The following is a 23,146-nucleotide window of genomic DNA, read 5'->3' on the forward strand; positions in this document are numbered from 1 at the left end:
CTGCTAGAAAGTTTGAAACTCAAAAAAGTTGATTAACACCATTAAGATAATTATTTTTCTTACCGCTTAACGGTAAATCAACGGTTTTATGGCAACGACTTATTAAATCTGGAATCCATTTGCTCAGTGTGTTCCGGGTCTGGTAACTCTGGTAACTCAATCCCTCGGTTTTGCAATGCTTCAACTATCTGAGATACAGATTTATTTCCCAGATTTTTCAGCGTTCGCAAGCCTGTGACACCATATTTATTTAAATCTTCTATTGTGTTAACTTGTGCATCGAGAAGCGCCGTATAAGTATTTCTTTTCAAATTCAATGACTCAATACTGTTTTCATCAACAACGTCATTCGGTTTATTATCCCCATTTATTTCCTCTACGGGATGTACATTACTGTTGGCAACTTCTACAAGCTGATTATCCAGCGAGATTGAGTCTACGCTTTCAGGGAAGCTAATTTTGTCAACACTGTCTACATTGTCATCAACAATGCTTACAGGCTTATTGTCCTCAAGTATTTCTAGAACTCTATCTATTTTTGCTAGTTGCTCATAAACAGTATTTACACTCACAGTCGGTTCTACACCAGCATCAACAGAGGCTAACCAGTCATTTTTGATTAGGTTGGATAACTCTGACTTTATATGGTTAGGCTTCAATCTGCCTTCTGTAATTAGCTTTTCGACAACAGAATGTGGCACACGGAAGCTTACAATAGGCGATTCCTTACTTTTTTTCCCCATCTCTCTCCATGTCGTCAACAGCGTACACAGTAAATATAGCATTGTGTATACACTGTTGACAATCTTTAACAACTTCGCCGCAATTACTGCATTCTTTACTCGTGTATGCAGGATTTACCGTAATTTACATTGTCATAGAAGCGAGAAATTGCTGCCCACGCTCTCTCTGCGCTAGCTTGTCTTGCCATTGCGCCTAACTTGTTTGCAAAGTCAAACTCTTTAGCCCAAATTGCACAGTATTTAGAGAGATCAAACCAAGATTTTGCGCCACCATCCATCCACAAACGAATCGATTTATTGCGAATGAATTGACAAATTCTAATCGCTTCGTCCTGTACTGAAAGCTAAGAACTGGGAAACTCTAACTCAGCGCTTCCTTTTCCTAACTGCGCTGTCTCAGGTGGTAGATGTCGCTCTAACCAATCCTCCAAATCAGCCATTACCTCTTGATAATTGAGGTCACGCTGAATTTCATGATAGGCTCCCGGATACTCGATTCTCAGCTTATCTGTGCAGTTTACCCGTTGGTAAAATGTGTCACTTCCCGCAGGTAAAGCAACTCGGTCTGCACCACCGTGGAGAATTAACAATGGTAATTGCCAATCACCTACGTGAGCATTAATCCAATCAACTGTTGCAAAGAATTCTGTAGCCAGACGGGCGGTAGCAAGGGTATGTCGCAGTGTATCCTGAGCGATCGCAGCTAAAACCTGCGGATCTCGTGAACCAGTGCTCATGTCAATACCTGTATTCAAGGTGAAACGTGGCCACACCCGTGAGAGCATTCTTCCTAAAAGCACCCGAACAGGTGAAACCCCAACTTTCCCCAAGGTTGGTGCTAGAGCGATCGCACCTTGCAAAACTGATGCTTGTTGGGGATAGCGGAGAATATAATCTAAGACAATCATCCCGCCTAAACTATGACCTAAAAGAAAAATTGGGCAGCCAGGATTGTGAGCCTGAATTAACTGTAAAAAGGCTTTCAAATCTTCTCGAAACTCACTCCAAGCGTTGATATAGCCTCGCTGGCCTGGTGAGCGCCCATGACCACGCAAGTCTAAGGCATAGATGGCATATTGTTTGGGTATCAAATGCTGAATTACATTACTATAGCGATCGCTGTGCGCTCCGAGTCCATGCACAATGGCTAATATTGCCCGTACTTTTCCTTCTGGATACCAGCTTTGGTAATATAGGTCAAGTCCTCCAACTCCTTGGAATGTGCCTTCTTTACGAGACACGACGCGATCGCTATGGTCAATCATAGGGCTAATTTTTTAAGTATTTTCCCAGCAAGCTACTAAGATATCAACACTTATTGTAGTAAAAATAGCTTCTGGCTATGGGAATAATTACAGTGAATTGAGTTACTCTCATATATTTAAAATTATAGATAAAATAATTCCACAGCTTCTAACTGTAGGTTAGTCAATAATATGACCTCAAGAATTATGATTTATTTATGAATTCTAAAGAGGCTTTTATCAAAATTTATTCTAGGGAATCTGTTAAGGAAGACCTAGCTGATGGAGTAACTTCCGAAGTTGATACAGACTCAAAATCTAGCCATCAGCAGGAAGATAGTACACAATTACAAACATTGACTGCTGCAAGTATCAAGCGGGTAAAAGAAGGTGTAGCTGCGGCTAGCGATCGCGCTGTTCGGCAAATTATCGAGGAAACTCTGAATCGTCTGGAAGCTATTAATCAGGGAGATTCCGAACCTAGAGCTAACTCTGGGCTGCGTCGTGTTGTAATGCGATCGCTTATCCATTCGTTTTTCAAGGTACGGGTTGAACACCTCGAAAGAATACCTCAGCAACCTGCAATTTTGGCTGTCAACCATCTCCACCATATCGATCCCTTACTCCTTCTAGCGGAACTCCCTACCCAACCCCACTATTACATCCTGGGCGATGCTCGTACTCTTTATAATAAGTGGTGGAAGCGCTTCATCCTGGGTTTTGCAGGGGGCGTGATTCCTTTGGAACGGGTGTGGAAAGAAGAAGTTGCTGTTATGGAAGCGGCTAAAGCAGGAAGGCAAGATTTAGTTGAGCTAGCCACAGCAATTAAACAGACAGTACCGACAGGGGAAAATATACACACACTGCGACAAATAGACCGGATTATTCTGGCAATTTTGGCTCGTGGGGATGGAATGATTCTCTTTCCCGAAGGACGACTAGGAACTGCTGAGGGTAAGTTGCATCTTCCCTTGAAACGCGGGACTCTGATTTATGCCTTGCGGGCTGGTGTACCGATTATCCCAGTTGCACTAATTGGGACTCATGACCTTTATTTAGGAAAAGAATTAACAATTCGGGTAGGTGAACCGTTACACTTTGCCCAAACAACCAGACCAAAACGCCAGGAAGTAGTCGTAGCTTTAGAAACGTTACAGGATGCAATGCTGGCTCTGTTGCCAACTAACTATCAAGAACCAACAGGAGCCAAACTGTTAAGTTCTTTCCTCAATCATATGTTGTGGTAAATTTCTAAACCTAAATAAAATTTGACGAATTTTAATTACGAATTACGAATTACGAATTACGAATTAATATTATTTTCTCTGCCACATCTGCCGTAAGGACTGAAAAATCTTTACAAATCTCTCTTCGAGCCAGAGCATTACATAATCAACCCATTCCAAAAGTTGCTCTAAAGGGTGCTTTTCATAACCTGTTGAAGTTGCTTTGGTTTCTATCCAGTCTGGCTGCGCCTCAACTTGACTGCTGCGATCAAATTGCCGATGCAAAATTTCCCCTTTACGACTCTCGCTTTTAGTTTGGGAAATGCGGGTTTCGGTTTGTTTTGCAGAGACGACTTTTTGAGATGTCTTTTGACTTGAGGCGAGATTACTAGTTGATTGTTTCTTTCGCACCAAGCCAGATCCGATTTTAGGCTGTTGTACAGTTAAATTATTTTGTGGAAAATATCTTACTGATAAACTTGAGGCTAAAGCAGGATTTGTCTTTTGAGAAAGTGTAACTGGCTTGTCAGTGACTGTTTCGGTATCACCAAATAAATCATTCCATGTTAGCCAAGGATCAGCAGCTAAATCTTGCTTTTCTAACTGACGGCTTTTGGACAATGCCTTTCTAAGGCGTGATGGTAATATTTTACTTGACAACTGCTCATTACTATTTGTTGGTTCAAGTGTTTTTCTATTACCAACACCAAAAAAGTAATTAAGCGCCGCTTCAATCAAAGCCTGAAGATTCAGTGTATGAGTTTCCAAACCGTCAGCAGCGGCTGTAATTTCTCCTTTAATAGCTAATTGCTCTTTGCCATAAAGAAATATGTTTAACTGAGTTTGGGCAACTTGGACAATCTCTTGGCTGCGTTCTTGCACAGGGAGTAAAGCATTAGATTCCAACTTAGCAACGGTTATATCTAGAAATGCTAATAATCTATCTGTATTAAGTAAATCTTTTGGTATTGCCTCGGCTAACACTGGAATTTTGGTTGGATTTCCATCAGTAAGTTTTGCTAATAATCGGTTAATTTGTGGTAATAGCTCCGTTTCTTTTTTAGCTATAATCAACCGCCAATGCTGCCAATAATTAGCAACTTCGTTAATAATCCGATCTTCTAATTCTACTTGCTGCTGTGGTGTCAAAATATCTAAAATTTCATTGTCAGCAGTAACAAGGACTAAACTACGATTCATCAAATCTGTGGCAATTCCCCGCACTACTGGAAGATGTTGCTTGAGGGCATTCTCTAGCTGTGAAAGGTTGAGATTTCCAACTTTATTCTCTCTAATATCCGTGGATTGTGTAAGACTAGCGTTATTTGTAAAATTATTATCAACCAATTTCAGCCGAAAAACTTCCAAAAAAGCCAGGGGTTTGAAACGGTAAACTGTTTTTCCGGGAGTAAAAGCGGCTTCATCAGATGACAGATAATTGACTGCCTCTAGTATATGTTGAATGGGACTATCAACATTTGGAATTTCGGGCTGGGAATCGGTATCATTTGGTTGTAACTTTAGTCTAGTTTGTGGTTCTTTGGTCTGTAGCGTTTTCCCAGATGATTCAGATGCCTGAAACAGTAGATACACTGGGTAAAGTAGTACCTCCACACCCCACTTAGTAGCAACTTGCAAATGCCGGAAGGTGTGTTCCCACTGTTGTGTCACCCGCCGAGATTGCTGGTGAACAAAGTTAAATAGTCTGCTTTGATAACGACCAGAGGAACCAGAAGACATAGTAGTAATTTTTTAGTCCAAGTCTTGTTAAGTTGTGAGACTCGCGCCAAACAATAAAAACGACCAACACCTCATCTTAGCGAATATATGACCCCGACTGTCTCTCAATCCCAGACCAAAATCATCTCACAAGCAATTGAGCAACTACGCTCTTTTTGTCAAGTTAATCTTCAGTCTAGTTGGCTATACCAGGAATCTGACCTGATAATTACTGATGTTGTAGCTGCTGATGTGTCTAATTGGCAACCTGTCCAGTTGAATGCTAAAGAACATATCGCTTGGACAGGTGGGAAAAAAGCGCTATGGCTAGTGCAAAGATTGGTGGTTCCCCAAGATTTACAGGGCTATCCTTTAACTGGGCTATCTTTGCGGCTGGCGCTGGTTTGGTGGGCAGATTCTGCTGAGATTTATGTGAATGGAGAGTTAGTGCTGGAGGGTGATTTATTTGATTGTTCGCCTAGAGTGCTTATTAGTCAGGGGGTGAAGCCAGGGGAAGAGTTTCTTGTGGCTTTGCGGTTAGTGAGTCCGGGACATTGTGATGGTGCTTTAGTGCGATCGCTTTTAGTTTATGAGTCTACTGTTGATAATAATCCCGATCCGGGTTTTGTGGCTGATGAGTTAGCTGTGGCGCAACTTTATTTGGAAAAGTTTGCGCCGGAGAAGTTGGATGTTTTGGCGGCGATGGTGGCGGAGGTTACGAACCACAGAGGCGCAGAGGACACAGAGGAAAATAAGGGAGAGTTGGTATCGTTTTTATCTCTACGCCGAAATTTAATTCAATCCGACATCTTAGCCCCCCTTTTGAAGGAGGGTTGGGGAGATCAAAAATCTAAAATTTTCTTATTGGGTCATGCTCATTTAGATTTAGCATGGTTATGGCCTGTGAGTGAAACTTGGAATGCGGCGCAAAACACTTTTGAGTCGGTTCTGAAGTTGCAAGAAGATTTTCCAGAGTTAATTTTTTGTCATTCAACTCCGGCACTTTATGCTTGGATTGAAGAACATCGCCCGGATTTATTTAGGGCAATTCAAGCACAGGTAGCTGCTGGACGTTGGGAAGTTGTCGGCGGGATGTGGGTGGAACCAGAACTCAACTTAATTGCTGGTGAATCAATAGTCCGTCAGCTATTGTATGGTCAGCGCTATATCCAGGAAAAATTTGGCACGCTTTCAACTGTGGTGTGGGTTCCAGATTCTTTTGGTTTCTGTGCAACTTTACCGCAGTTTTTCGCTAATGCCGGAATTGAATATTTTGTCACGCAGAAATTGCGGTGGAATGATACTACTAAATTTGATTATGGGGCTTTTTGGTGGCGATCGCCTGACGGTAGCGAAGTCTTTAGTTTGATGTCTGCACCTATCGGTGAAAGCATTGACCCAGTTAAAATGGCATCCTACGCTCTTGAATGGCAATCCCAAACTGGTTTACCAGAATCCCTCTGGCTTCCCGGTGTCGGCGACCACGGCGGCGGCCCCACCCGTGATATGTTAGAAACCGCCCAACGCTGGCAAAAGTCACCTTTCTTCCCAGACTTAGAATTTACGACAGCTGAAAAGTATTTACAGCAAATCAGTAAAGAAGGTAGAAGGCAGGAGTCAGAATTCAGGAATTATTATTCTCCCCCTGCCTCCCCTGCTTCCACTGCTTCCCCATCCCCCTCATTCCCTACTTGGAATGATGAACTATACTTAGAATTCCATCGCGGTTGCTACACTACCCACGCAGACCAGAAACGCTGGAATCGTCGTTGTGAAAATTTATTGTATCAAGCTGAACTATTTGCTACCTTAGCAACTGTAAGCTGTGGTGTGACATATCCTAAGGCAGAAATTGAAGCAGCTTGGAAACTGGTGTTATTTCAACAGTTTCACGATATTTTACCTGGTTCTTCAATTACCCAAGTTTATACAGATGCGTTGCCCCAGTGGCAGCAGGTGGAACAAGTGGGAACGAAGATATTACAAGAATCACTTTTAGCGATCGCATCTCACATTACCCTATCAGAACCACCAAAACCCCATAGTTTGCCTATTTTCGTTTTTAATTCTCTCAATTGGCAGCGTTCTGAGGTAGTCTCTGTAGCCTTACCCACACCAGAGGAATGGCAGATTTATGATACTTCTGGAAAGCAGCTTATCTCTCAATTATCTGAACCATCAACCCTACTATTTCTCGCCACTGAAATTCCACCCGTAGGCTACCGCATATTCTGGCTTTCCCCCTCATCCTCCTCATCCTCCTCATCCCCCTCCTCTCCACTCCTGCCAGACTGGATTTTAGAAAATGAATTCTTGCGAGTTATCATTGACCCTGATACTGGAGATTTATCAAGTATTTTTGATAAAATTTATCAGCGAGAAGTTTTGAGTGGCGCAGGGAACCAATTACAAGCTTTTAAAGATAGCGGTCAATATTGGGATGCTTGGAATATTGACCCCAATTATGCCCAACATCCTTTACCCTCAACAAATCTTCAATCTATTCAGTGGTTAGAACAAGGCCCGGTGCAAAGCCGTGTGCGCGTGGTGCGTCAGTTGGGGGAATCGGAATTTTGCCAAGACTATATTCTGCAAGCTAGTTCACCTCTGCTAAAGATAGCTACTACTGTCAACTGGCAAGAAAATCATGTATTGGTGAAAGCTGCTTTTTCTCTGAATGTTGAAGCAGATTTTGCTACCTATGAAATTCCCTGTGGTGCGATTCGCCGCCCAACTCAACCCTTCGGGTTCGCAGTCGCCTACGGAGGGAAACCCTCCCGCAGCGCTGACTCACCACAAACCCCCGTAGAACAGGCAAAATGGGAAGTCCCTGCTTTGCGTTGGGCTGATTTGACAGGAGAAACACAGGAGGGTATTCACGGAGTTAGTTTGCTAAATGATTGTAAATACGGTTACGACAGCAAACCAAATCAACTCCGTCTGACACTCTTACGCAGTCCTAATTGGCCAGACTCAGAGGCTGATAAAGGTTTTCACGAGTTTACATATACCTTGTATCCTCATGTTGGTAGCTGGGAATCAGCCCATACAGTACGGCACGGCTATGAATTGAATATACCGTTGCAAGTGATATTGAATCCTGGTAATCAAAACCCACCCAAAAATCCTCCCCTCTCTGCTGGTAAAGAGGGGTTGGGAGTGAGGTTCCTAGATTTATCAGCTGAAAATTTAATCTTGATGGCCTTGAAGCCATCAGAGGATGATCCACAGCAGTTAATTCTGCGGTGTTATGAATCTCACGGAGAAACAGCCGAGTTATCTTGGCAAAGTGATTTAGGGTTGAATCTAGGAGATACAGTAGATTTGTTAGAACGTTCCTCTACTACAGAATTCTCATCTGGGCAACAAAACTTGACGATACAGCCTTGGAAAATCGCCAGTTTCAAGGTAATCCCAGCGATTAATTCCAGGCTGGAGTAATCAACTAGTGCTATGTCAGTGGTCAGTTGTGGTTTTCCACAGACCATTGACAAATGACAAATGACTAATGACTAATGACTCTTTTAATCTTCATGATCATCAAACGGATCGTTCAATTCCTTGCTAGGAGGGCCAAAGGAGGTATAAATCGAAATTCCAGTGATGGCAACCACCACGGCAGCCATAGAAATGCTAAGAACTATTGCGGGTTCCATAATTGAGAGATAGATGATGAGTGCTATTCTTATAGAATATTACAGAAGATTAAAAAAAGCTTTGGCAAGTAATATTAGGTGAACTATGGCACAAAGGACTCGGTTGGGAGATATCCTAAAACCACTTAACTCTGAGTATGGGAAAGTGGCTCCAGGTTGGGGTACTACCCCTGTGATGGCTGTTTTTATTTTGCTATTTTTCGTGTTTCTGCTGATTATTCTGCAACTTTACAATAGAACACTGTTAGTTCAGGATGTAGTAGTCGATTGGCGGAGTTTAGGGCGCTAACAGATACACAGCTATCAAGTTTGGATAACAAGTTATGTTACACCCGGTTCTTCCGGGTTTTTTTGTCAAGGCTCAGTGCATACTAAGCATTGAGTAGACTAAATAATATCTGAGTTTCTATAGTGGTTCTATAAGTTTACAGGAGACAAAAATGAATATATTTGGTATCGGTCTGCCGGAAATGGCTGTAATTATGACAGTAGCACTGTTAATCTTTGGCCCAAAGAAGCTGCCAGAGATTGGCCGGAGTGTGGGCAAAACAATTCGTAGTTTTCAAGAAGCTTCTAAGGATTTTCAAAGCGAGTTTCAAAAAGAAGCAGAACAGTTAGAAGAAGTTGTTAAGACTACTGCTGAATTGGAACCTAAGCAAATCTACCCTGCTAAATCTGAGCAGGATACTGCTAGTTCTTCCCAACCTGGCTAGGAAATCATACCGATTTTGAATTTTGGACTTTCCTGCGGAACGCTACGCGTAGCTTGCTTCCCTGGAGGGGTACGGCTATGCTCAGTCGAACGGTTTTGGATTTTAGATTGTTTTCCGGTTCAGAGCAATGTCTTTGGTGGATGAAACAAATCCAAAAGACGCTCGTAAGCGGTAGCGTTGTGTTAGCCATGCAAGAGCGTCTCTAAGAGTTGCTATGCCCAAAGCTTTACGCTGCGCTATTGTCAATCTAAAATCACCAAGTATAACCTTGTGATCTATTTCAATCCAAAATTGCAAATCTAAAATCTAAAATTGATCGACTGTAGACAAAATGACAGAAGCTGTTACGCAAGCAGCTTTGGTGATTCCCCAGCTAATTGTCGGGTTGGGGAATCCAGAAGCTAAATATGACCAAACGCGCCATAATATCGGCTTTGCTGCTGTAGAAGCTCTCTCCCGTTCTTGGCGCATTCCCTTGGCAGAAAACCGCAAGTTTCAAGGTGAGTATGGCGAAGGTATGGTTCCAAGTAGAGGTAAGATTCGCTTGCTAAAGCCGTTAACTTATATGAATCGTTCAGGACAAGCAATACAAGCGGTGACAAGTTGGTATAAATTGCCGCCTGAGTCAGTGCTGGTAATTTATGACGATATGGATTTGCCCTTGGGAAAAACTCGTCTGCGCTTATCTGGTTCGGCTGGAGGACATAACGGTATGAAAAGTGCGATCGCACATCTTAGTACCCAAAACTTTCCCCGTTTACGAATCGGTATTGGTAAACCCAAAGGTGCAGCTAATAACGATGATTCTGATGCTGTTTCTCATGTGCTGGGGCGATTTTCTGCTGCCGAAAATCAGCAGATGTCTCTTGTACTTCAGTTCGTGGTTGAGTGTATTGAACTAAGCCTCAAGCAGGGAGTAGAAAAGGCAATGAATGTTTGTAACAGCCGCACCATTAATAATTCTGAGTCTTAGGGTTAGATGAATACTGCCTTGTAAGTTTGGCAAAGGCGTTTATTTTGGTTGATGGGCAGCGACTTTAGCTTGCTCCATCCAACTTAGATAAAGCCTATTAATGCCTTCTAGGAAAGTGATTCATCTATACCCTAATTTGGGGTGCGGCATACTTTACTTAAGTTTTGCAAAAATAATGGCGATGTCTACAACGGGCTACGCCTATGTGCTGCTGCCTATTTTAGGTTATAAATCTCAAGCAACGCCAGTACTACACCAAATAGGTTTATTTAAAATGTCTTTTGCGTCTAGCTTCCACTGCCTTACGTTTGCGCTTTTCTATTGGTGTTTCAAAGTGCCGATGATATTTAACATCAGCTAATATCCCAGCTTTGGAAACCTGACGTTTAAACCGACGCAAAGCTGAGTCTATTGCTTCATTCTCTCCAAGAATCACTTGGGTCATTCTTGCCTGTTCCTCATAATCAATAGTTTCTATTTTAATACTACCTTCAACCTTAGTAAAACCCCTCTGAGCTAAAGTCATGATTAAGAGGCTATTCATCCGGTTAAGGCAGCTTATGTCTGCTTCTGCCTAGCGAAATCGGTGCTTAACTAAATGTTAATCTAAATAGCCTAATGCACTCTTCAGAAGCAATAGAGAAGATGGGAAAATTATAATGCTAAATTTTTATCGCTCTACTATCAACTGGGCAAGAATGTAGTATTAATTACTAAAAAGATGAGAGTATATAATGATATTTACAGATTTTAAAAGTTAATTCTGCTCTGATTTAGTAATTTATAGCGTTTCCTAATCACCAAAAAAGTATAAGCCTATGAAAAGTAGGATTAAACCTATAAGTTGATTAACAACCTGCCTATAATATTTTTACATTTTTAATGGCTGAAGCTAATTTAGCTCCGATTAGAGTGGAGTTTTTAAAATTCTACTTAATTTGACCTTAAATTAGATTAGCTTGCGTGAATATACTGCTAAATGCCCCAGACTGTCTAAAGATGTCAGTACAAGTAATGTTGATTACATAAAGTAGTCCTTGCCAGCATTTTATCAAGGTGCTTTAATAGCGATGTCTAACGACAAGAAGCAGAGCTTCTACGCATTCTGCGAAACAGCCTACTTACAGAATATGTACAAGACACGCAGCAACTTGACATCAGACATCGCTGCTGGTGTATAAAATTACAGACTCAAAACATTAAACTCAAAGATATGACAAGCTATTAGCATATCTTTGACACTAAATTCTCCCAAAAGCTGAATAGGAGTATATATGGAACCAATCATTTTTATAGTTTTAGTGCTTATAGGTTATGCCTTAGGTTCTGCAAAACTGATTAATCAAGGGAATGAAGCTCTAGTCGAACGCATGGGGCGGTATCATCGTAAACTTAAGCCAGGGCTAAACTTTATTGTTCCCTTCGTAGATCAGATTGTGATGGAAGATACTACACGAGAGCAGTTTATAGACATCAAACCTCAGAATGTGATCACCCAAGATAATATTTACGTGGAAGTTGATGCTATTGTGTATTGGCGTCTTATAGATATTGAGAAAAGCTTTTATGCTATTGAGGATCTCCAAGGGGCACTGACACAGATAACTACAACCACGCTCCGGGAAATCATTGCTCAAAACACCTTAGAGCAGACCAATGTCTCCAGAACGGAGATGCACTCAGCTATTATAGAGCAGTTGAATGAGGTAACGGAAGATTGGGGAGTTGAGATTCTCCGGTTAGACCTTCAAAGAATTACCCTACCTGAAAGTGTACGAAAGTCTAGGGAAGAGGAGCAAGCCGCCGTAATCAAAAAACGGGCACTGATTACCGAAGCAGAAGGGGAAAAGGAAGCTGCTATTAAAAAAGCAGAAGGAACTATGGCTTCAGTACAAATCATCTCTCAAGCTCTCCGTTCCAATCCAGATAGTAGGGACATTCTGCGGTATCTTGTGGCTCAAGATTATGTAGATGCTAGCCAAAAACTTGGTGAGAGCAATAATGCCAAAATTGTCTTTGTAGACCCAGCTAACTCAAGCGAAATGTTTCAGGAGTTGATAGCTGAATCAGTAAATACCGAAGATAACGGCAAAAAACGCGAGAACGGTAATACCTAACAATCACGCTATGTAGGTTGTCTCAGTAGCGCATCGGCTACTAGTGAAACATCATGCATTTCTTGAACATCGTGAACTCGGAGGATATCAGCGCCATTAAAAATAGCAGCACAACAAGCTGCTGCCGTTCCCCAAGCTCGTGCTTTTGGATCTGGTTGATTTAAAATGCGACCAATGAAACTTTTACGGGATGCTCCTACCAAGATAGGGCAGTTGAGTTGTGAGAGCGATCGCAAGCGGCGAAAAATTTCTAAATTTTGCTCATAGTTCTTAGCAAAACCAATACCAGGGTCAATAATAATTTTATTCAGGTCTATGCCCGCAGTCGTTGCTACCTCAATTTGCCGAGCCAAAAAACTATAAATCTCTGTGAGCAAATCTTGATAATCAGTTTGTTGTTGCATTGTCTGTGGTGTTCCCCGGATGTGCATTAAAATAATCGGCACACCTAACTCTGCAACTGTTGGTAACATTTCTGAGTCAAAAGTGCCGCCAGAAATATCATTAATCATATCCGCTCCAGCTTGTACAGATGCCTTGGCTACAGTAGCACGGGTAGTATCTACAGAAATCGGGACTGAAATTTTTGGTCTTAACACCTGTAACACCGATAAAACCCGGTCAAGTTCCTCCGCCAGAGTTATTTGCTTTGCCCCTGGTCGAGTTGATTGACCGCCTACATCGATAATGTCAGCACCAGCAGCTACCAGGGCTTGCGCCTGTACTAAAGCAGCAGAGGTAGTGTTAAACTCACCCCCATCACTAAAGCTATCAGGCGTTACATTCAAAATCCCCATCAAATAAGTTCGCTGTCCCCACTCGAAACAGCGTCCCCGAATTATCAAGTTACTTGGCATAAATCTACATTAGGCATTCCCATGCTCTGCATGGGAACGAGAAAAAAACACATTACACTGACTTAAAATTCACAATTCTAGCAAAACTCTCAGGTTCCAGACTTGCACCTCCCACGAGAACACCATCAATTTCTGGTTGAGCCATGATCTCATCAATATTATTTGGCTTAACTGAGCCACCATATTGAATTGATACATTTGAATTACTTAACTGGCTACGAATTAAGCCAATAATTCGATTAGCTTCCACTGCTTCACAAGTTTCACCAGTGCCAATCGCCCAAATCGGTTCATAGGCAATCACCAAATTACTTTGATCAATATCTAGTAAGCCTTTGTCGAGTTGGAGAGCAATCAGTGATTCAGTTTCTCCCGCATCTCGTTGTTGTTTACTTTCGCCAACACAGAGAATTGGGGTCAAACCAAACCTTTGAGCAGTTCGGAGGCGCAGATTAACGGTTGCGTCCGTTTCACCAAAGTATTGTCGTCGTTCGCTATGACCGACAATTACAAAGCGCACACCACTTTCTGTCAGCATTGGCCCAGAAATCTCACCTGTATAGGCTCCATATTCTTCCCAATGGATATTTTGTGCCCCCAGTTGGATGAGGCTACCGTGCAAAGTCTTGGACAAAACACTTAAATCAGTGAAAGGAGGGCACAATATCACTTCTCGCCCTTGGGGGGTTTCCTCTAAGTGGGGCAGAAATCCTCGGAGAAACTCTTGGGTTTCTGCCTGGGTTTTGTACATTTTCCAGTTGCCGGCAATAACGATTTTCCGCACAGGTAATTTAGTCAAGATCCTAACGATTTATTTAGATGCATTTTTCAGTTTATGACTTTTTGTTAGTCATTAGTCTATGAATTGGGTATTGGGCATTGGGCATGGGACATACTTATTCCCTTTGTCTGCGTCGTTATCTCGCCAAACCGCTTGTAAAAATAACTAGGATAGTAAATGAGGTGTATCTAAAATCTAAAAACTAAAATCTAAAATTAATATGACTTCGACATTGCCCGTACCTGAACCTCATCAAAGCGATTCCGCCAACACTGACGCAAATTCTCTTAGCTGGGAGGAAGAACTGGATAGTGCCATTTTCAGTTTTGAAGATATTCAGACGGAATTGAATTATAAACAAGCACAAACGGCGCTGCGAAACTTGGTTACCAATCTCGACCTCACCCCCCAAGAAAAAACCGGATTGGAGACGGAAATTGCTGATTTGGAAACCATGCTGGGGAAGTTAGACCGCATGGTGGTGCAGATTGCGGCTTTTGGTATGGTGGGACGTGGTAAGTCTTCTCTACTCAATTCTTTGGTTGGGCAAACAGTATTTGAAACTGGGCCGCTGCATGGTGTCACTCGTGCTGCACAAAGAGTTAATTGGAGTATTAGTGAGGAAGCGATTGGAGAAACTGAACGTGCTTTGCGAGTTACTCTTCCTGGCGTAGGTCAATCTCAGGTGGAATTAATTGACACTCCTGGGTTAGACGAGGTAGATGGTGCAACCCGTGCTGCGTTAGCTGAACAGATTGCAAAACAAGCGGATTTGATTCTGTTTGTGATATCTGGCGATATGACAAAGCTAGAACACGCCGCTCTTTCTCAGTTGCGGGAAGCAGGTAAACCGATCATCCTGGTATTTAACAAAGTAGACCAGTATCCAGAAGCAGACCGGATGGCAATTTATCACAAAATTCGCGATGAAAGGGTGCGGGAATTACTCACCCCTCTAGAAATTGTTATGGCTGCGGCATCGCCATTGGTAAAGACCGCAATTCGTCGTCCTGATGGTACTAGGGGCATACAGTTGCGTACAGGTAATGCCCAAGTCGAGGAACTGAAGCTAAAAATCTTGGAGATTCTGCATCGTGAGGGTAAAGCCTTAGTTGCTCTTAATACTATGCTTTATGCCGATGTTGTAAATGAGCATTTGGTAGAGCGAAAACTGATGATTCGGGAACAGAATGCCGATCAGTTGATTTGGAAGGCTGTGATGACCAAGGCATTAGCGATCGCACTTAATCCCGTAACTGTGGTAGATATTTTGAGTAGTGTGGTAATTGATATTGCTCTGATTTTGGGTTTATCTAAACTCTATGGCTTCTCTATGACTGAAGCCGGGGCCGTACAACTGTTACAAAAAATCGCCCTCAGCATGGGCGGAATCGGTGCAAGTGAATTGTTAGCAAATTTAGGCTTGAGTGGATTAAAAACTGTACTTGGTATCTCTGCAACAGCTACCGCAGGTGTTGCCCTTGGCCCTTATATATCAGTGGCAATCACACAAGCAGGGGTAGCTGGTGTTTCTTCTTACGGTATTGGACAAGTTACCAAAGTTTATTTAGCCAATGGCGCGACTTGGGGGCCTGATGGACCGAAAGCAGTGATTAATCGGATTTTGGCAAACCTGGATGAGACTTCAATTCTCAACCGTATTAAAGATGAATTGCTGTACAAGGTAAAACTCAGAAAGTGATGCATAGACGTGGAGTTAATCAGGTTAGGTTAGCCATGTTAATCCCTAGAAAATCCTCCAAACCCACACCACTTATTTTTCATGTTCAGAGACGTTGTATGTAAGCTTGCTTTAAATAATTTGTAATTACGAATTACTTCAAATGCTTGTATTTTTTTCAAGCCAAGCAACTAAATCAGATACATTTGAAAAATCTAAAAATTCTTCTCCTAATTGTTCCAATTGTTCAGTAGATAAAACTCGAATTCTCTCAAATATTGATGAATCGATTTCTCCAAACCGCCGATTTAACTGACGATTTAAAAAGCGTAAAGCTTCTTTTTGTTCTCCCTTCTGCAAAATATCCTGATAAATTACTGATTCTTGCATAATATCTTCCCGCAATAATTGACGAATAAAATCTTTCTCAAACTTCAACCCTGCTAAAATCTCCGTGTAAGCAGCAGTATTTTGTCTAGTCTCGATATCTAGAATTTTAGCAATTTCTTCGGTAACCTACGATAACAATACTTGAGCTGAATCTGTTTGCGTTAATGGTGCTAAAGGTAATAACGCCACATTGCCAAGAAATATTGCCGAATCTTGCTCCCACATTCGGATAACTCGATAACGGTGGGTTGTGACTTCACTGACATATTCTTCGGTAAAAGCGATTTCGTCACTTGTTTCTTGCAAGAAAATCACTATTTGCGTAACAGGAACTTGATATTTCCGTGTCAATCGGACATAGTAATCTAGCATCCGCAGAGAAATTGGTTTTTGGGATTTGACTGTGGTTTGGAATTCTAAATGTAAGATCCGATTCTCTGTTTGTAAAAATGTCACTGAATCAGCACGTATCGGTTCGATGCTCAATTCGGTTTTTAAGATTTCAATTGTTCGCGGTTCTTGATTTAATAACCAACGGATAAAATCACGAGGATATTTTTCTACAAGTATTTTAGAAAGGTTGTCATATTCTGCCATCTATGTGTGCCTGATTTGATTATTTTAGAGGCGATGTCTGCAACGGGCTATTGCGCGCCACAGCTTGATTTGGGCACATTTTTTTTAATCTCTGAACTCGGAACTTGAGCTTTAGAATTTGAAATTTCAAGCCCTACGCTCAAATTCCGAGCTTCTAAACTATAACTTTCAACCTTTTAGGCAAAATTGCTGATAGATTTTCTCCACTACTGATGCTTACGGCTGCACTTTCATCAACTTTTAATTTCTACCTTTGAAAGAGTTTAACCATTCTTGAACTTGCTCACGGGCAATATCGCGCCCTCCAAGGCCAAAGGCTAGGGCAATAGCAACTGCGATCGCACCTAGTAAAAGTCCAAAGGCTAAATTCACAATATCACTGGCAACTCCAATCTGTTGCAGCGCCATTGCAGAGACTAAAACAATGATGGAAATCCGCGCTACTTGACCTAAAATTTGTGCCTGGCGATCGCCGGAACTGGTAATAATGTTAAAAGCCAGATTTGCCAGGAATAAGCCAATAGCAAATATTATCAATCCCGCTAAAATCCGCCCGAATATAACCACGATACCAGATACTAATGCTGTCAGGGCTGGAATATTCAGGATATTTACCGCCGCCACTGTTGCAAACAGCATGATACCCACTAAAGCAACAATGCCTGCAATTTCCGATGGAGTGCGGGTTGGAGTAGGTTCAACTGTTGGTTCTGTTGAAATTTCGATTCGTCTACTGGGTCTTCTCAGACCCAATATAGTGAAAATGTTATTAAAGCCTAAATTGGTGAGGATACTTGTAACTAGATCCCCGACAAAGCGCCCCACGAAATAGGCAACAATCCAAATTGCAACGGCTGTAAAGATGGCAGGTAGCGCGTTGAGAATTTGTTGCAGCATTGCGATCGCCGGCACAGATATCGCATTAATTTGCAAGGCATTGAGGGCTGCGATCGCTACAGGAATCAAAATCAAAACATAGACAATCGTGCCGATAATACTCGATAGAGGTTGCACCCCCGCAGTGGAAGATAATCCCAACCGACTACCTAAATGGTCAATACCAGTTGTCGCCAGCAAGTTCGTCACAATCCGCCGCACCACATTAGCTATGAACCAGCCAACGACAGCAATTAATATCGCTGCTAAAATGTTCGGCAGAATTAGCAGAATTTCTGTAATTAGAGCTTGTACTGGTTGTAGAGCCTGCCTTAGTTCGAGAGTATCCAAAACTGGGGCAAGGAACAATAAAAATATAAACCAATACAGAGCATTGCCAATTGTTTCACTCAGAGACAATTGATTAAGGCTGGGTGCGCTGTCTGCTGGTTCTGGATTCAAACGCTCATCCAAGTTAAATGCCTGTAATGAACGAATAGTGATAATCTTCACAATGGTCGCCAAGAACCAAGCGGTTAGCAAAATAATTCCAGCACCAACCAACTTCGGCAAAAAGCCAATAAGTTGATTGAGAAAATTATTAAGGGGCCGAGATGCTATCTCCAGATCCAATGTCTGTAAAACAGCTACTGCCGTCAACAAAAGAATGCTCCAAAAGACTATGCTGGAGATAAATTTCTCCACTTGGGGAACATCTTGACGGCCTGTTATCCCTGCGGCAATACGGTTATCAATGTTTGTGCGATTAAGGATTCCTCGCGTCACTGCTGCTGCGATCGCTGCAATTAGCCAACCTACTAACAAAATTGCTACTGCCCCTAGCAGACGGGGTGTAAACAAAATCAACTGTTGAACAATACTTTGCACATCAGCGATTCCTTGGTTCACTGCTGGTTGAACCTGTTGCAAGCTGGGCGATTGTGCCAAAAATTGCTGTCCCCTCATCGATAAACCAATATCTATCAACTGGGTTATTCCCTGCCAAGTTGTGTTCATGGTTTTCCGGTATTAAGGTTTTAAGTGTTTCGTCAAAAACACTGGCATACTTATGAGGTGCTTAGATTTGAATAATTTTGCGCCCCAGTAAGTTTACTAGTATTTTGCCTATCAATTTACCAGCAAATTACCCGTAAACTCATTTTGTTTGTTATTTACCCTTTTTTGTTGCCAGATACCCCATGCCCAACTAATCTGCTGAAAGTGCTTGATTTTGGGTTATTCTAAGTGCAGCAACAGCATAAAAAATGTAGAATGTCCCAAGTTTTGGAACAATCGATTCAAATTAATGCTACAGCTACGGTAGTGGAGTGCTGTATTACTGATCTAGCCTTGATGCACCGTTGGCTGAATCCCGTCCTCCGTTGCGAACCTGTGGGCGACACTTGGAGTACCGATGTAGGCAGCCAAAGTCGTTTTATTATTCAAATTCCTCTACTAAAACCCACGTTGAACAGCGTAGTTGTAGAACGACAACCGGGTTTGATAATCTGGGGATTTGAGGGATTTTTTCAAGGGCGCGATCGCTGGGAATGTCAACCCACAGAAAAGGGAACGCTCCTACTCAACCGTTTTGAGTACGATATCCCTAACCCTTTAGTTAGTTGGGGTTTTAACACCTTTGCCGCATCTTGGACACAAGAAGATATGCAAGCCCAACTGCGTCGCCTCAAACGAGTTGCAGAAAATTTGTAATTCGTAATTGGGCATTGGTTCTTCTTGCTCCCCCTGCTCCCCCTGCTCCCCTTACTCCCTACCTATCCTTACCCAATTCAGTAAGTAGCCGCCGAATTACAGATGCATCGTCGGCATCAGGAACTTTTGCTAAATATTTTTGAAAGTCGTCTATGGCTTGGGGATAGTAACCAAGTTGATAAGAGATCAAACCGCGATCGCGTAATTCTAAAGTTAAATCAGGAAACAGCAACAAAATTCGTTCAACTGCTGCCAGCGTCTTTTCTAACTCTTGCTGTTTGAGGTAAATAAATTTTAAATTTGTCAGCATCCGTGCTAAAAATTGCCGATTACTGACTACAGCTAAAAATTCTGGTTGTAGCGTTACAGGTTGCTGATAAAGCTGAGACAGGCGTTCTTCGCAATCTTGGGTAAATATTATTTCACCACCATTGAAAGCATCGACAAAAATCTCTATATCTTCAATATCCGGGCGGATTAGGAAATGTCCTGGCATCCCCACGCCCACCATTGGAAAATCAATCCGTTTGGCAACCTCCAAGTAAACTAACGCCAAGCTAATAGGAATCCCCAGCCGTCGGTCAATTACATCATTGAAAAAGCTGTTGCGAGGATCATAATAGTCAATTTTATTACCAGAAAACTTTAAATCTTTGTACAGATATTGATTAATACTTTGAACTATCCGCAAAGGATATCGTGAATCAGGTAGGCGTTCTTGAAGCTCTGATGCCATTGTGTCAAGAGCGTTGAGATATTCCTCTGCATCTAGCTTGGGATATTCTTCTTGTGCAATATACAAAGCCGCCTTTGCTAAATCAATGTCCTCGTCAGACTGTTGAATCTCCTGGTAAAAGTATTGTCGCGCCGACGAGAAATTCATAAGGTTTTGCTCGGTGGAAGTGTGAGGATGAAGACGCAATTAGATTCAAAGCACCCATCGCGGCTTGGATGAACTAAAAACAGTTTCCTATACCTATTTTTATAAAGTTTATCTAACTTTTGGGCTAATAGACATCTTGCAAAAGGTTAGTACTTTTCATGTATCCATTCGCTAATTTTCATAGCTTGTAATATTTTACATAATGTCTTTTGACAAAGCGGTAGATTTCTGCATAGCTAGGTTCTATAAACTAGGCAAGAATTAAATCTTTTTTATCTATTAATTATTTAATTTTTTTATGAAGGTATTTAAAACAAATTTTCTGGTCAAATATTTGACCCCTAGATTTGAATACTGCCAATGTCTCAACAAAACAAAAGCAAGCCGTTTTTATTTCTGTATTGTTGGTGAAATGGATGGAACAGAAGGTGTTCGATTAGTTTGATAGCTTGTAAATCCCAAGTATCCTAAGAAAATAACTACCCCAACTAAAGTAACTATCTGAATAGATTTTTCAACCGTGATCAAGCTACTTACAAACTTCTCCATTAGAATCCTCCCGGTTTTATGATAGTCTTTTTCTCGAGCATGTTAAGTAGCAAGGCTTAAAGAGCAGAGGAATTTAATACCTGCATCACCGCGTCAATAAATTTTTCACCCCAAACGCTTGCTAGTAGCCCACAGGATATAATCAGCAACGATGCAATGCCTACTTGAACTAAGTTCAAATCTATGGATGACCCATAGGAGATAGGAATGATTACCACAAAAGCACCAAGCGCCGCACCCCCAAGAAATCGATAGATAACTTTAGTACTGAAACGAAGTTTTAGATCACTATCTTCAGAAGTCATAAAGGGTTCCTTCAAAATCCTACCTAAACATAGATATCTATGCACTATTGACATTTATTACATAGATTTGACTGACCTTGATGGTGTGGGTTCCCAAACCTATTAGGATTCATTGTTTTGTAGAAAAAACTATCAGGCGATCGCCTCCCATTGCCAACATAATACTCTTCTAAAAGCTTGCTCTTAGGGAATTAAGGGGAGCCAATACGGAAACAACACTACTTGCTGGATACTGGAAAACCTGTCCACCACAGGCGTGCCTCAGGAGCAACTTGCGTATGAGGCGTAATGAGTGTGATTAGCATAACTAAATGATGCTGACATGATATAAAGCCTAAAATTATTCCTAACTGACTTTAAACACTGCCGCGTCTGCAACATCCTAACACAGCAACAGCAGTATTGATTTTCAGTCTTCTCCACTCCCTATGCTAAAACTTACCTTAATTTTGCTCCCTAAGCCCCAGTCTTAAGGATCAATTTATGGCGTAGAGTAGGGTCGTTCAGTGCTAATCTGAAAGGTGACATTCCTTAATTTTATGTCTTCTCCGACCGGATCTGAAATATAGCTTCAATCATTAGGCGCAGCATGGTCACAACCGCAGAAAAAACAAACATTGGCTACATTACCCAAATCATTGGCCCAGTTGTAGACGTTAAATTTCCCGGCGGGAAATTGCCACAAATCTACAACGCTTTGAAAATCGTTGGCACCAACGAAAGTGGACAGGAAATCAACATCACTGTTGAAGTACAGCAACTGCTGGGCGACAACCAAGTGCGGACTGTTGCGATGAGTTCCACTGAAGGCTTAGTGCGCGGTTTTGAAGTCACCGATACAGGCGCTCCCATTACCGTGCCAGTTGGTAAAGCCACTTTGGGCAGGATTTTCAACGTCCTTGGCGAACCTGTGGATAACAGGGGCCCAGTAAATGCTGAGGCAAGTTTACCCATCCACCGCTCTGCTCCCAAATTCACCGACCTGGAAACCAAACCTTCCGTGTTCGAGACTGGGATTAAAGTTGTTGACCTTCTGACTCCCTATCGACGCGGCGGTAAGATTGGTCTATTCGGCGGTGCTGGTGTTGGTAAAACCGTGATCATGATGGAATTGATCAACAACATTGCTACCCAGCATGGTGGAGTATCCGTATTTGCTGGCGTGGGTGAACGCACCCGTGAAGGCAATGACCTCTACAACGAAATGATTGAATCTGGGGTTATCAATAACGAGAACCTCAACGAATCAAAAATTGCTCTAGTTTACGGTCAAATGAACGAACCACCCGGAGCTAGAATGCGGGTTGGTCTTTCGGGATTAACAGTAGCAGAGTACTTCCGGGATGTGAACAAGCAGGATGTGTTGCTGTTTATTGACAACATCTTCCGGTTTGTGCAAGCAGGTTCTGAAGTATCCGCGCTATTGGGACGGATGCCTTCTGCGGTAGGATATCAGCCCACATTGGGAACCGACGTAGGTGAACTGCAAGAGCGGATTACCTCGACAACAGAGGGTTCCATTACCTCCATTCAGGCAGTGTACGTACCTGCGGATGACCTCACCGACCCCGCACCTGCTACCACCTTCGCCCACTTGGACGGAACCACAGTACTGTCTCGCGGTTTGGCAGCTAAGGGAATTTATCCCGCAGTTGACCCCCTTGGTTCCACTTCCACCATGCTTCAACCAAATATTGTAGGTGAAGAACACTACAATACTGCCCGTGCGGTGCAATCAACTCTGCAACGTTATAAAGAACTCCAAGACATTATCGCCATTCTCGGTTTGGATGAATTGTCTGAAGAAGACCGTCTAATCGTGGCGCGGGCGCGGAAAGTTGAGCGCTTCTTGTCTCAGCCGTTCTTTGTAGCAGAAGTATTTACCGGTTCTCCTGGTAAGTATGTGAAGTTGGAAGATACCATCAAAGGCTTCCAAAAAATTCTGTCTGGTGAGTTGGATGCTCTGCCAGAACAGGCTTTCTATTTGGTTGGCGATATTAACGAAGCGATCGCTAAAGCTGAAAAAATCAAAGGTTAGTCATTAGTCATTAGTCATTAGTCATTAGTTCAACTGCTAATGGCTAATGGCAAATTGCAAAAGACACAGGACAAAGGACAAAAGA

General features: G+C 42.2%; 20 protein-coding genes and 1 pseudogene. 10 read left to right on the forward strand and 11 right to left on the reverse strand.

The window, feature by feature from the left end; genetic code table 11:
• Window positions 1-86: 86 nt before the first annotated feature.
• Window positions 87-785, reverse strand: coding sequence for a DNA-directed RNA polymerase subunit alpha C-terminal domain-containing protein (locus H6G96_RS04295; RefSeq protein WP_206757662.1), 699 nt, complete (start codon window positions 783-785; stop codon window positions 87-89).
• 302 nt (window positions 786-1,087) lie between these two features.
• Window positions 1,088-2,008 (reverse strand): alpha/beta hydrolase, encoded by a 921-nt coding sequence (locus tag H6G96_RS04300; RefSeq protein WP_190910298.1) that lies wholly within the window; start codon window positions 2,006-2,008, stop codon window positions 1,088-1,090.
• 197 nt (window positions 2,009-2,205) lie between these two features.
• Here H6G96_RS04300 and H6G96_RS04305 point away from each other — a divergent pair, with 197 nt between their 5' ends.
• Window positions 2,206-3,234, forward strand: coding sequence for a 1-acyl-sn-glycerol-3-phosphate acyltransferase (locus tag H6G96_RS04305; protein ID WP_242063162.1), 1,029 nt, complete (start codon window positions 2,206-2,208; stop codon window positions 3,232-3,234).
• Between the two features lie 69 nt (window positions 3,235-3,303).
• On the opposite strand, the gene H6G96_RS04310 is transcribed toward H6G96_RS04305, so the two are convergent.
• Window positions 3,304-4,953, reverse strand: coding sequence for a hypothetical protein (locus tag H6G96_RS04310; protein ID WP_190910299.1), 1,650 nt, complete (start codon window positions 4,951-4,953; stop codon window positions 3,304-3,306).
• Window positions 4,954-5,040: 87 nt separating this feature from the next.
• Between H6G96_RS04310 and H6G96_RS04315 the strand changes: the two genes are divergently transcribed.
• Window positions 5,041-8,373: an alpha-mannosidase gene (locus tag H6G96_RS04315; RefSeq protein WP_190910300.1), complete on the forward strand. Its 3,333-nt coding sequence runs from the start codon at window positions 5,041-5,043 to the stop codon at window positions 8,371-8,373.
• A gap of 83 nt (window positions 8,374-8,456) precedes the next feature.
• Here H6G96_RS04315 and psbN read toward each other — a convergent pair whose 3' ends face one another.
• Window positions 8,457-8,588, reverse strand: a complete 132-nt coding sequence (gene psbN / locus H6G96_RS04320; protein WP_012410654.1) for a photosystem II reaction center protein PsbN — start codon at window positions 8,586-8,588, stop codon at window positions 8,457-8,459.
• 85 nt (window positions 8,589-8,673) lie between these two features.
• Between psbN and psbH the strand changes: the two genes are divergently transcribed.
• The 4 genes from psbH (at window position 8,674) to pth (ending at window position 10,274) form a co-directional block, all read left to right on the forward strand.
• Window positions 8,674-8,877 (forward strand): photosystem II reaction center protein PsbH, encoded by a 204-nt coding sequence (psbH, locus tag H6G96_RS04325; protein WP_100901200.1) that lies wholly within the window; start codon window positions 8,674-8,676, stop codon window positions 8,875-8,877.
• A 151-nt stretch (window positions 8,878-9,028) separates the two neighbouring features.
• The gene (locus H6G96_RS04330) at window positions 9,029-9,301 is read left to right on the forward strand and encodes a TatA/E family twin arginine-targeting protein translocase (protein ID WP_190910301.1); all 273 of its coding nucleotides are present in this window, start codon (window positions 9,029-9,031) and stop codon (window positions 9,299-9,301) included.
• A gap of 77 nt (window positions 9,302-9,378) precedes the next feature.
• Entirely contained in the window at window positions 9,379-9,507 is a 129-nt protein-coding gene (locus H6G96_RS42280; RefSeq protein ID WP_277932893.1) for a hypothetical protein, read from the forward strand.
• Between the two features lie 125 nt (window positions 9,508-9,632).
• The gene (gene pth / locus H6G96_RS04335; RefSeq protein WP_190910302.1) at window positions 9,633-10,274 is read left to right on the forward strand and encodes an aminoacyl-tRNA hydrolase; all 642 of its coding nucleotides are present in this window, start codon (window positions 9,633-9,635) and stop codon (window positions 10,272-10,274) included.
• A gap of 265 nt (window positions 10,275-10,539) precedes the next feature.
• Here the strand turns inward: pth and rpsU are convergent, their stop codons facing one another.
• Window positions 10,540-10,719, reverse strand: coding sequence for a 30S ribosomal protein S21 (gene rpsU, locus H6G96_RS04340; RefSeq protein WP_190910370.1), 180 nt, complete (start codon window positions 10,717-10,719; stop codon window positions 10,540-10,542).
• Window positions 10,720-11,548: 829 nt separating this feature from the next.
• Between rpsU and H6G96_RS04345 the strand changes: the two genes are divergently transcribed.
• A complete protein-coding gene (locus H6G96_RS04345; RefSeq protein ID WP_190910303.1) occupies window positions 11,549-12,391 on the forward strand; it encodes an SPFH domain-containing protein in 843 nt (280 codons plus the stop codon).
• Window positions 12,392-12,399: 8 nt separating this feature from the next.
• Here the strand turns inward: H6G96_RS04345 and folP are convergent, their stop codons facing one another.
• Complete coding sequence (gene folP, locus H6G96_RS04350) at window positions 12,400-13,248, reverse strand: dihydropteroate synthase (protein ID WP_190910304.1); 849 nt, start codon at window positions 13,246-13,248, stop codon at window positions 12,400-12,402.
• 52 nt (window positions 13,249-13,300) lie between these two features.
• Window positions 13,301-14,032 carry a triose-phosphate isomerase gene (gene tpiA, locus H6G96_RS04355; protein WP_190910371.1) on the reverse strand — a complete coding sequence of 244 codons (732 nt, stop codon included), beginning with the start codon at window positions 14,030-14,032 and terminating at the stop codon, window positions 13,301-13,303.
• A gap of 217 nt (window positions 14,033-14,249) precedes the next feature.
• Between tpiA and H6G96_RS04360 the strand changes: the two genes are divergently transcribed.
• Window positions 14,250-15,731: a GTP-binding protein gene (locus tag H6G96_RS04360; protein ID WP_190910305.1), complete on the forward strand. Its 1,482-nt coding sequence runs from the start codon at window positions 14,250-14,252 to the stop codon at window positions 15,729-15,731.
• 138 nt (window positions 15,732-15,869) lie between these two features.
• Here H6G96_RS04360 and H6G96_RS04365 read toward each other — a convergent pair.
• Both H6G96_RS04365 and H6G96_RS04370 read right to left on the reverse strand, forming a co-directional pair.
• Window positions 15,870-16,697: pseudogene (locus tag H6G96_RS04365) on the reverse strand (DUF4351 domain-containing protein).
• A gap of 240 nt (window positions 16,698-16,937) precedes the next feature.
• Window positions 16,938-18,590: a mechanosensitive ion channel gene (locus tag H6G96_RS04370; RefSeq protein ID WP_190910306.1), complete on the reverse strand. Its 1,653-nt coding sequence runs from the start codon at window positions 18,588-18,590 to the stop codon at window positions 16,938-16,940.
• A 255-nt stretch (window positions 18,591-18,845) separates the two neighbouring features.
• Here H6G96_RS04370 and H6G96_RS04375 point away from each other — a divergent pair, with 255 nt between their 5' ends.
• Entirely contained in the window at window positions 18,846-19,286 is a 441-nt protein-coding gene (locus tag H6G96_RS04375; protein ID WP_190910307.1) for an SRPBCC family protein, read from the forward strand.
• A 58-nt stretch (window positions 19,287-19,344) separates the two neighbouring features.
• Here H6G96_RS04375 and H6G96_RS04380 read toward each other — a convergent pair whose 3' ends face one another.
• Together H6G96_RS04380 and H6G96_RS04385 are read right to left on the reverse strand one after the other, a co-directional pair.
• Window positions 19,345-20,169, reverse strand: coding sequence for a SirB1 family protein (locus tag H6G96_RS04380; RefSeq protein ID WP_190910308.1), 825 nt, complete (start codon window positions 20,167-20,169; stop codon window positions 19,345-19,347).
• A gap of 605 nt (window positions 20,170-20,774) precedes the next feature.
• The gene (locus tag H6G96_RS04385; protein WP_190910309.1) at window positions 20,775-21,023 is read right to left on the reverse strand and encodes a hypothetical protein; all 249 of its coding nucleotides are present in this window, start codon (window positions 21,021-21,023) and stop codon (window positions 20,775-20,777) included.
• A 589-nt stretch (window positions 21,024-21,612) separates the two neighbouring features.
• Here H6G96_RS04385 and atpD point away from each other — a divergent pair.
• On the forward strand, window positions 21,613-23,061 hold the full coding sequence (atpD, locus tag H6G96_RS04390; protein ID WP_118167550.1) for a F0F1 ATP synthase subunit beta: 1,449 nt from the start codon (window positions 21,613-21,615) through the stop codon (window positions 23,059-23,061).
• Window positions 23,062-23,146 lie beyond the last annotated feature (85 nt).

Origin of the sequence: Nostoc sp. FACHB-892 (genome assembly GCF_014698795.1) — a bacterium.
In the GTDB taxonomy this organism is placed as follows: Bacteria; Cyanobacteriota; Cyanobacteriia; order Cyanobacteriales; family Nostocaceae; genus Nostoc.

Coding starts and splice junctions, on each gene's coding strand:
- H6G96_RS04295 (WP_206757662.1), bottom strand. CDS start 785: ATGCTATATTTACTGTGTACGCTGTTGACGACATGGAGAGAGATGGGG.
- H6G96_RS04300 (WP_190910298.1), bottom strand. CDS start 2,008: ATGATTGACCATAGCGATCGCGTCGTGTCTCGTAAAGAAGGCACATTC.
- H6G96_RS04305 (WP_242063162.1), top strand. CDS start 2,206: ATGAATTCTAAAGAGGCTTTTATCAAAATTTATTCTAGGGAATCTGTT.
- H6G96_RS04310 (WP_190910299.1), bottom strand. CDS start 4,953: ATGTCTTCTGGTTCCTCTGGTCGTTATCAAAGCAGACTATTTAACTTT.
- H6G96_RS04315 (WP_190910300.1), top strand. CDS start 5,041: ATGACCCCGACTGTCTCTCAATCCCAGACCAAAATCATCTCACAAGCA.
- psbN (WP_012410654.1), bottom strand. CDS start 8,588: ATGGAACCCGCAATAGTTCTTAGCATTTCTATGGCTGCCGTGGTGGTT.
- psbH (WP_100901200.1), top strand. CDS start 8,674: ATGGCACAAAGGACTCGGTTGGGAGATATCCTAAAACCACTTAACTCT.
- H6G96_RS04330 (WP_190910301.1), top strand. CDS start 9,029: ATGAATATATTTGGTATCGGTCTGCCGGAAATGGCTGTAATTATGACA.
- H6G96_RS42280 (WP_277932893.1), top strand. CDS start 9,379: ATGCTCAGTCGAACGGTTTTGGATTTTAGATTGTTTTCCGGTTCAGAG.
- pth (WP_190910302.1), top strand. CDS start 9,633: ATGACAGAAGCTGTTACGCAAGCAGCTTTGGTGATTCCCCAGCTAATT.
- rpsU (WP_190910370.1), bottom strand. CDS start 10,719: ATGACCCAAGTGATTCTTGGAGAGAATGAAGCAATAGACTCAGCTTTG.
- H6G96_RS04345 (WP_190910303.1), top strand. CDS start 11,549: ATGGAACCAATCATTTTTATAGTTTTAGTGCTTATAGGTTATGCCTTA.
- folP (WP_190910304.1), bottom strand. CDS start 13,248: ATGCCAAGTAACTTGATAATTCGGGGACGCTGTTTCGAGTGGGGACAG.
- H6G96_RS04360 (WP_190910305.1), top strand. CDS start 14,250: ATGACTTCGACATTGCCCGTACCTGAACCTCATCAAAGCGATTCCGCC.
- H6G96_RS04370 (WP_190910306.1), bottom strand. CDS start 18,590: ATGAACACAACTTGGCAGGGAATAACCCAGTTGATAGATATTGGTTTA.
- H6G96_RS04375 (WP_190910307.1), top strand. CDS start 18,846: ATGTCCCAAGTTTTGGAACAATCGATTCAAATTAATGCTACAGCTACG.
- H6G96_RS04380 (WP_190910308.1), bottom strand. CDS start 20,169: ATGAATTTCTCGTCGGCGCGACAATACTTTTACCAGGAGATTCAACAG.
- H6G96_RS04385 (WP_190910309.1), bottom strand. CDS start 21,023: ATGACTTCTGAAGATAGTGATCTAAAACTTCGTTTCAGTACTAAAGTT.
- atpD (WP_118167550.1), top strand. CDS start 21,613: ATGGTCACAACCGCAGAAAAAACAAACATTGGCTACATTACCCAAATC.